This is a genomic window from Mycobacterium asiaticum (assembly GCF_001673365.1).
Taxonomy (GTDB): domain Bacteria; phylum Actinomycetota; class Actinomycetes; order Mycobacteriales; family Mycobacteriaceae; genus Mycobacterium; species Mycobacterium asiaticum_A.
On sequence record NZ_LZLS01000031.1, the window covers coordinates 23,802 to 30,509 of the forward strand.

8 protein-coding genes are annotated in these 6,708 nt (G+C 64.4%); 3 read left to right on the top strand and 5 right to left on the bottom strand.

The genetic code is table 11. The annotated features are described in order from the left end of the window. Positions 1–83: 83 nt before the first annotated feature. The 3 genes from A5634_RS03530 to A5634_RS03540 are packed head-to-tail and all read right to left on the bottom strand — an operon-like array spanning position 84 to position 2,799. Positions 84–896, bottom strand: coding sequence for an ABC transporter permease (locus tag A5634_RS03530; RefSeq protein WP_065142699.1), 813 nt, complete (start codon positions 894–896; stop codon positions 84–86). Further along, positions 893–2,056, bottom strand: a complete 1,164-nt coding sequence (locus tag A5634_RS03535) for an ABC transporter substrate-binding protein (protein ID WP_065142700.1) — start codon at positions 2,054–2,056, stop codon at positions 893–895. The genes A5634_RS03530 and A5634_RS03535 overlap by 4 nt, the downstream gene beginning before the upstream one ends. Next, positions 2,053–2,799 carry an ABC transporter ATP-binding protein gene (locus A5634_RS03540; protein WP_065142709.1) on the bottom strand — a complete coding sequence of 249 codons (747 nt, stop codon included), beginning with the start codon at positions 2,797–2,799 and terminating at the stop codon, positions 2,053–2,055. The genes A5634_RS03535 and A5634_RS03540 overlap by 4 nt, the downstream gene beginning before the upstream one ends. 379 nt (positions 2,800–3,178) lie before the next feature. On the opposite strand from A5634_RS03540, the gene A5634_RS03545 reads away from it, so the two are divergent. Further along, the gene (locus A5634_RS03545) at positions 3,179–4,942 is read left to right on the top strand and encodes a DUF3556 domain-containing protein (RefSeq protein WP_065142701.1); all 1,764 of its coding nucleotides are present in this window, start codon (positions 3,179–3,181) and stop codon (positions 4,940–4,942) included. After that, positions 4,939–5,727, top strand: a complete 789-nt coding sequence (locus A5634_RS03550; RefSeq protein ID WP_065142702.1) for an SDR family NAD(P)-dependent oxidoreductase — start codon at positions 4,939–4,941, stop codon at positions 5,725–5,727. The genes A5634_RS03545 and A5634_RS03550 overlap by 4 nt, the downstream gene beginning before the upstream one ends. Before the next feature lie 45 nt (positions 5,728–5,772). On the opposite strand, the gene A5634_RS03555 is transcribed toward A5634_RS03550, so the two are convergent. Further along, a complete protein-coding gene (locus tag A5634_RS03555; RefSeq protein WP_065142703.1) occupies positions 5,773–6,000 on the bottom strand; it encodes a DUF3618 domain-containing protein in 228 nt (75 codons plus the stop codon). Positions 6,001–6,095: 95 nt separating this feature from the next. Between A5634_RS03555 and bcp the strand changes: the two genes are divergently transcribed. Further along, positions 6,096–6,581 carry a thioredoxin-dependent thiol peroxidase gene (gene bcp / locus A5634_RS03560; RefSeq protein WP_065142710.1) on the top strand — a complete coding sequence of 162 codons (486 nt, stop codon included), beginning with the start codon at positions 6,096–6,098 and terminating at the stop codon, positions 6,579–6,581. Between the two features lie 13 nt (positions 6,582–6,594). On the opposite strand, the gene A5634_RS29130 is transcribed toward bcp, so the two are convergent. After that, the coding region (locus A5634_RS29130; RefSeq protein WP_253861469.1) for a hypothetical protein at positions 6,595–6,708 on the bottom strand (114 nt) is incomplete at its 5' end.

Consider the following 6,708-nt stretch of genomic DNA (forward strand, 5'->3'; position numbering starts at 1 on the left):
GCCAGCCGAACCTGGCTGCGATTCTGACCGGGAAAATTCGCCGTGCCGTTCGGCTCGCGCGACTGGGGCGGGACTGGGCCCGCCTAGCCCGGGCGGGACCCGGCGAGCGCTCGCCGCGCGACGAGGTCCAGCAGGTAGCCGATGACCCCGATCACCACGATCAGGGCAACCACCTGTCCATACGCCAACTGGTCGCGCGCGTTGAGGATTTGATAACCCAGACCCGAACGCACACCCAGCATTTCCGCGGGTACCAACACCACCCAGGCGATACCCAACGCGACGCGCAGCCCGGTTTGCAGGTGACCCCGGATCGCGGGCAGCACCACGACGGACAGTTGCTCGGTCCGACTGGCCCCGAACGACTTCGCCACCTGTAGAAAGCCTGGATCGATCGCATGTACACCGGCGGCGGTGTTGATCAGGACGGGCCACACCGCTGCCGCGGCGATCAGGAAGATCACCGGTTCGTTGCCGATTCCGAACAGCGCCACCGAGATTGGGGCCCAGGACAACGGCGAGATCATCCGCAGAAACTGGACCACCGGACGGGTAGCGCGGTCGGCGGTGTCGTTGAGGCCGATCAGCAGGCCGGCCGGGATGCCAACGAGAGCAGCCACCAACAACCCAATCAGCAGGCGCCACAAGCTGACTCCGATGTCGGGAAGCAATACACCGCGGTTGAACAAGTCGACCAGAGACTTGGCCACGCGCACCGGGGTTGTCTCGCGCAGCAGCGACTGCGCCGGCGCGAGGACTGCGGTCGCCAGCCACCACACCCCGACGGCGGAGCCGACCGCCAACGCCGGCGGCCACCAGCGCGTGACAAAGCTTGGGGCCGAGGCGTTCTCGTGCTGAACTGATGTGGTCAGTGGGCTGTTCGGAGTGGTTGTCATCGCGGCTGCACCTGTTCGGTTCGGGTCAGATCGGATGGAATGCCGAAGGTCGCGGGACCGCCGAGGGCGGACAGTGCGGCACGCACGAAGGTGTCGTCGACCAACTCCGAGTGCACTGTCGCGGGATCGAGTCGTTCCAGGAACTTTCGGTCGCCGTCGACGACGGTGTCGTGCATGGCTTCCACGAGGCGACGGGTGAAACTCGGAAACGGGAAGGGTTGATAGCCGAGCCGTTGGGGCTGCCAATCGGGGTGCAGGAAACGATAGTCCTGGGGACGGTAGGTCAGTGCCGTCTTGATGGCCGGCTGCGGTTGCGGCAGATAGGCACCCTTGGACAACGCCGTCGCTGCCGCGGGACGATCGGAATTAATGCGTTGCTGCGCAACAACAATCGAGTTGACCAGTGCGGCCGCGGTCTGCGGCCGGTGCTCGATCAGGTCGTCGTGGGCCAATACCACGCAGCACGCGTGATCGCGCCACACATCACCGAGGAATGTGTGGATGCGGCCGATCTTGCGCACCTGCGCCATGGCATTGAACGGATCGGCCACCACGTAGCCGCTGATCGACCGGTTGGCCAGCGCCGGCACCATGTCCGACGGGCTCATCACGATCAGTTCCACCGTCCGCGCGCTGCGCGACGCGCTGCGGCGAACCACCGGGACGAGGTCGTGGGCACGCAGCAAGTCCTGGAGAATGATGTTGTGGATCGACCACCAAAACGGTATTGCTACCTGCGTGCCGGCCAGTTGCCCGAGATCGGTGATGTCGGGCGCGACGGTGAGCGCGGAGCCGTTGGTGTGATTCCAACTCAGTACCCGAACCGGGCGGCGCAGCAGGAAGCGCAACTGGATCGCCGTCGGCATCAGCATGTGCACCGCGTCGACCTGCCGGGTGACAAACGCTTCGGCAAGCGATGCCCAGCTGCGGAAGAGCACGGGTTTGGCCGCAGTCACGACGCCGGGCTGGTAAAGGCTGGCGGCATGCGCGATCAGCAGTGGCGCCGCATCGGTGATGGGCAGGTATCCGATCCGGAGTTGGCCGCTGGTATTGGTGCGGTCGACGCTTGCGGCATGCGCGAGGTCGGCTATTCCGGCCACTCCCCCTGCCGCGGCGAGCGCGACCGTGCCCGTCAGCAAGGCCCGTCGCGAAACCGTCACCGCTCCACCAGGCGGTAGTGGTCGAGGATCTCCTGCCTGAGCTGCTCGGTGCCGCTGCGCACGCCGGCCGTGACGGTCGGTTGCCACTCCCGCCGGATTCGACCATCAGCCCCGAGCAGGACAACGCGGCTGGCCAACAACAGCGCCTCGTCCACGTCGTGAGTGACCAAGACGACGGTGATGCCCAGCTCGGCGGCCAGATTCCCCAGCCATAGCTGAAGGTCACCCCGAATGGCCGGGTCGAGCGCGCTGAACGGCTCGTCCAGCAGCAACAATCGTGGGCGGGTGGCGACCGCTCGGATGATGGCCACCCGCTGTGCCTGCCCGCCGGAGAGTTGGTCAGGATAGCGGTCGGCCACCCGCTCCAAGTCAAAGCGACGTAGCAGTTCGTGGGCGTATCCGCGCTGGAACGTTGCCTTGTTCGCGGCGAACCGCCCGGCGAGGGAAACGTTCTCACCGGCAGTCAGCCAGGGAAATAACAGCGCCTGCTGGAACACCACGCCGGTGTGTGGTTGTGCCACACTTCGGGCCACACCGTCGGCGCTGGACCATTCGACGGTTCCCGACGTGAGTTGTTCCAGACCCGCGATCACCCGCAGCAGGGTGGACTTGCCGCTGCCGCTGCGTCCGAGGATCGCCAGGAAATCGTCTTTGTCGATGGTCAGGTCGATGTCGGCCAACGCGTGGTTGTCGGCATCAAAGCGCTTGTGGCCACCAACGATTCGTACGGTGGCTGCTCCCACGTTCGTGTTCCTCTCCGAGGTGAACTCCAATGCCGCGCGCCTGCTGGCGCGCACGGCGCAAAAGACAGGCTGTCACCGAATCCGGCGGCCTGTCGAAGCGCGTGGATGTCGTGGCGCAGTCGCCGGCGACCGTTCCGGTACGGCTACCCACGCACCCTGGTTATTCGACCAACTGACCGTTGAAATGGCACGAGATCCCATGCTGTACACCGGATTTTGGCATCAGCACGACGGCGTTAGGACGGCGTCTCGGCCCACTTCAAGGCAGTACCGGCGCGGTGCCCGAGCAAATGGGATCGCGTTGATCGCAACCGAGCACCTATCGCGACGGCATCACCGCGGGTAACTTTCCAGGCACACCGTGGTCCAAGGAGCTGCAATGGGGTTCATCCAGCCAAACCTGCCGGTCGTCGACGTACCCGAGTGGAGCAAGCGCACCCGCTCCGAACGCGTCATCCCGATGATGCGACACATTGCCGAAAACGGCTTCGGGACACCGCTGGTGATGCACGTCATGTACGGGGTGAAAATCCTGCTCTACATTCTTGGCATCTGGGTATGCGCCTGGTCCACCAGCGGCATAGGCGGTTTCACTGACGTCGCCGCGTGGTGGACCGAGCCGATCGTGTACCAGAAGGCCGTGCTATTCACCATGCTGTTCGAAGTCGTCGGACTCGGATGCTGCTTCGGCCCACTGGCCGGCCGGTACTTTCCACCGATCGGTTCGATTCTGTACTGGCTGCGCCCCGGCACTATCCGGCTGCCACCCTGGCCCGGACAGGTGCCCCTGACCAAGGGCAGTAACCGCACCCCGTTCGACGCGTTGCTCTACGGCGCGCTTCTGGTGTTGCTCGTCCTCGCGTTAGCGTCCGACGGCGCGGGCCCAATTCCCGCCCTGGACAGCACAATTGGGGTGCTGCCGCGGTGGCAGACCGTCGCGATACTTTCGGTGTTGGCGGTGCTGGGACTGCGCGACAAGGTGATCTATCTGGCTGCCCGCGGCGAGGTGTATGCGCCGCTGGCGCTTGCGTTTCTGTTCACCGGAGCAGACATCGTGGTGGCGGCCAAGCTGGTCTGCATAGTGATCTGGCTGGGCGCGGCCACCTCGAAGATCACCAGGCACTTTCCGTTCGTGATCTCCACCATGCTGGCCAACAATCCGTTCATTCCGTCGGGAATCCTCAAGACGTCGCTGTTCAAGCGTTACCCAGATGATCTGCGCCCCGGCGCGTTATCGGGGGTCATCGCGCACTTCTCAACTGCGATAGAGGGTTTGGTGCCCCTGATATTGCTGTTCTCCCACGGCGGCTGGCCGACCACCATCGCGGCCGTCGTGATGATCGTGTTCCACTTCAACATCTTGTTGGCGTTCCCGATGGGAGTGCCGCTGGAATGGAACGTCTTCATGATCTTCAGCGTGCTGTGGCTGTTCGTCGCGCACGCACCGCTGGGGTTGTCCAGTGTGACGAATACGGTTCCGGTCGCTGTGCTGATCGCGGTTATTGCCGGAACCGTCGTCTTCGGAAACCTGTTCCCGCGCAAGGTTTCCTTCCTGCCCGGAATGCGGTACTACGCCGGCAACTGGGACACCACGCTGTGGTGTGTCAAGCCGTCGGCCGACGAGAAGATCCGGATCGGTGCCCGCGCTCTGGGTCCCATGCAACACCTGCAACTCGAGCGGTTGTACAGAAGCAAAGAGGACACGCTCGTCCCGATCCACCTGGCGTACGCATTCCGCGGGATGAACACCCACGGGCGCGCGCTTTTCACCCTCGCGCACCGGGCCATGGCCGGCTGTGACGAAGACGACTACAACCTGTGCGAGGGCGAAATGTTGTGTGCGATGGCTGTCGGATGGAACTTCGGCGACGGCCACATGCACAACGAATGCCTGATCGAGGCGTTGCAGGAGCGGTGTGCGTTCGAGCCAGGCGAGGTTCGGGTGGTCATCCTCGACGCGCAACCAATTCATATTCAGCGCCAGGAGTACCGCCTGGTCGACGCGGCGACGGGGGAAATCGAACGGGGTTATGTCGAGGTAGACGACATGGTCACCACCCAGCCCTGGTCCGACAATCTCCCGGTCTACATCACCAGCAGCGCCCCGGGCCGCACCCCGGACGGGCAGGGTCTCCCAGCATGACGGCCGCACTGATCACAGGCGCGTCAACGGGCCTCGGCCGCGAACTGGCCGGTCTGTTCGCGGCCGACGGTGTCGACGTGGTCATCGTGTCCAGCGAGCGCAGCAGCGAGCAGCTTGGCGACGTGGCCGACGAATTGCGTGCACGCCACGGTATTCGCGTCGACACCGTCAGCATGGACCTGGCGCGGCCGGGTGCCGGCGCCGAACTGGTCGCTCGCGTCGACGAACTCGGTGTCGCCGTCGAATACTTGGTCAACAACGCGGGCGTGGGCATTCTGGGATTGAAGATTCAAGAGTGCGACCCGGTGGCGGTGTCGAAGATGATCCAGCTCAACGTGGTGACGCTGACGGACCTCACGACGCTGTACGCCGCGCGGATGGTCGAGGCCGGCCACGGAGCAATCCTCAACGTCAGCTCGATCGCCGCCTACGTGATCCCCCACGGGCTGGAGGCCGGCTATTCCGCCAGCAAGGCCTACGTCCGCAGTTTCTCCGAAGCGGTGGCCAGCGACCTGCACGGCACCGGCGTCACCTGCACCCATCTGGCGGCCGGGCCGACCCGCACCGAGTTCGGGCACACCGCCGGTGTCGGAGATTGGTCACGGCTGGACCGGTTCATCATGGACGTTGCGCCGGTGGCCCATGCCGGGTACGAGGCGATGCGGGCAGGGCGGGTCATGGTGCTGCCTGGCCTGGGTAACAAGGTGATGCGGGTGGCCGCGCCGCTGTCACCGTCGCGACGATTGAAAGCCCTGGTCTCCGGATATTTCGTGGCGCGTCGCTGAGCGGCTTGCCCAACGTGAAACTGGCTTCACACTCGGCGACGGACGTCAGCGCTTCTTGATTCGGTAGATCACCACGACCACGGTTGCGACACCAAGCCCGGTCAACGACACCGTCACGATCGGCTTGTTGAGAAACTCGATCACCTTGGCCTTGACATCGTCGGCCAGGCGGCGAGGATTTGCCCGCTCAGCAAGCGAGTCGACGGTCGCCGCCAGCTGCTCGCGGGCTTGGTCGATTTCCTGCTTGATGGTGTCGGGATCGCGGTCCGCCACGTGTCTGTCCTCCAAGTCAGGCTGATGCACTGACGAACTACCCTAGAGCAGCGGGTGCGGGTCCCAGCGCTCCGGTGAACAGAAAGGACTCAATGTTGAGCGAGACCGTCCGGCTGGCCCCCGGAGACAAGGCCCCCGCGTTCAGCCTGCCCGACGCCGACGGCAACAAGGTGTCGCTGTCCGACTTCAAGGGCCGCCACGTCGTCGTCTACTTCTATCCGGCGGCGTCGACGCCGGGCTGCACGAAACAGGCCTGCGCGTTCAGCGACAGCTTGAGCGAACTCAACGACGCCGGGATCGACGTCCTCGGCATCTCCCCGGACAAACCGGAGAAGCTGGCTAAATTCCGCGACGCCGAGGGGCTGACGTTCCCGCTGCTCTCCGATCCCGAGCGCAAGGTGCTCACGGCCTACGGCGCATACGGCGAGAAGATGATGTACGGCAAGACCGTCATCGGCGTCATCCGCTCCACCTTCGTCGTCGACGAAAAGGGCAAGATCGCGGCCGCGAATTACAACGTCAAGGCCGCCAGCACCGCATCGAGCATTCAGAAGATCATCAAGCAGTTCGCAACCACCTGACGTTGACCGTCGGTCAGTCGGGTTTGTCGTCGTCGTTTTGTTCGCAGAGTGTTTTCTCTGGGTGGTGGTAGCGGTTGGTGCGGCGTTGGCCGTGGTCAAGGTGGGCTGGGGGGATCCATTCGACGTC

What these genes read in the sequence shown, in the direction of transcription:
- A5634_RS03530 (WP_065142699.1), bottom strand. Translation starts at nt 896, where the DNA reads ATGACAACCACTCCGAACAGCCCACTGACCACATCAGTTCAGCACGAG.
- A5634_RS03545 (WP_065142701.1), top strand. Translation starts at nt 3,179, where the DNA reads ATGGGGTTCATCCAGCCAAACCTGCCGGTCGTCGACGTACCCGAGTGG.
- A5634_RS03550 (WP_065142702.1), top strand. Translation starts at nt 4,939, where the DNA reads ATGACGGCCGCACTGATCACAGGCGCGTCAACGGGCCTCGGCCGCGAA.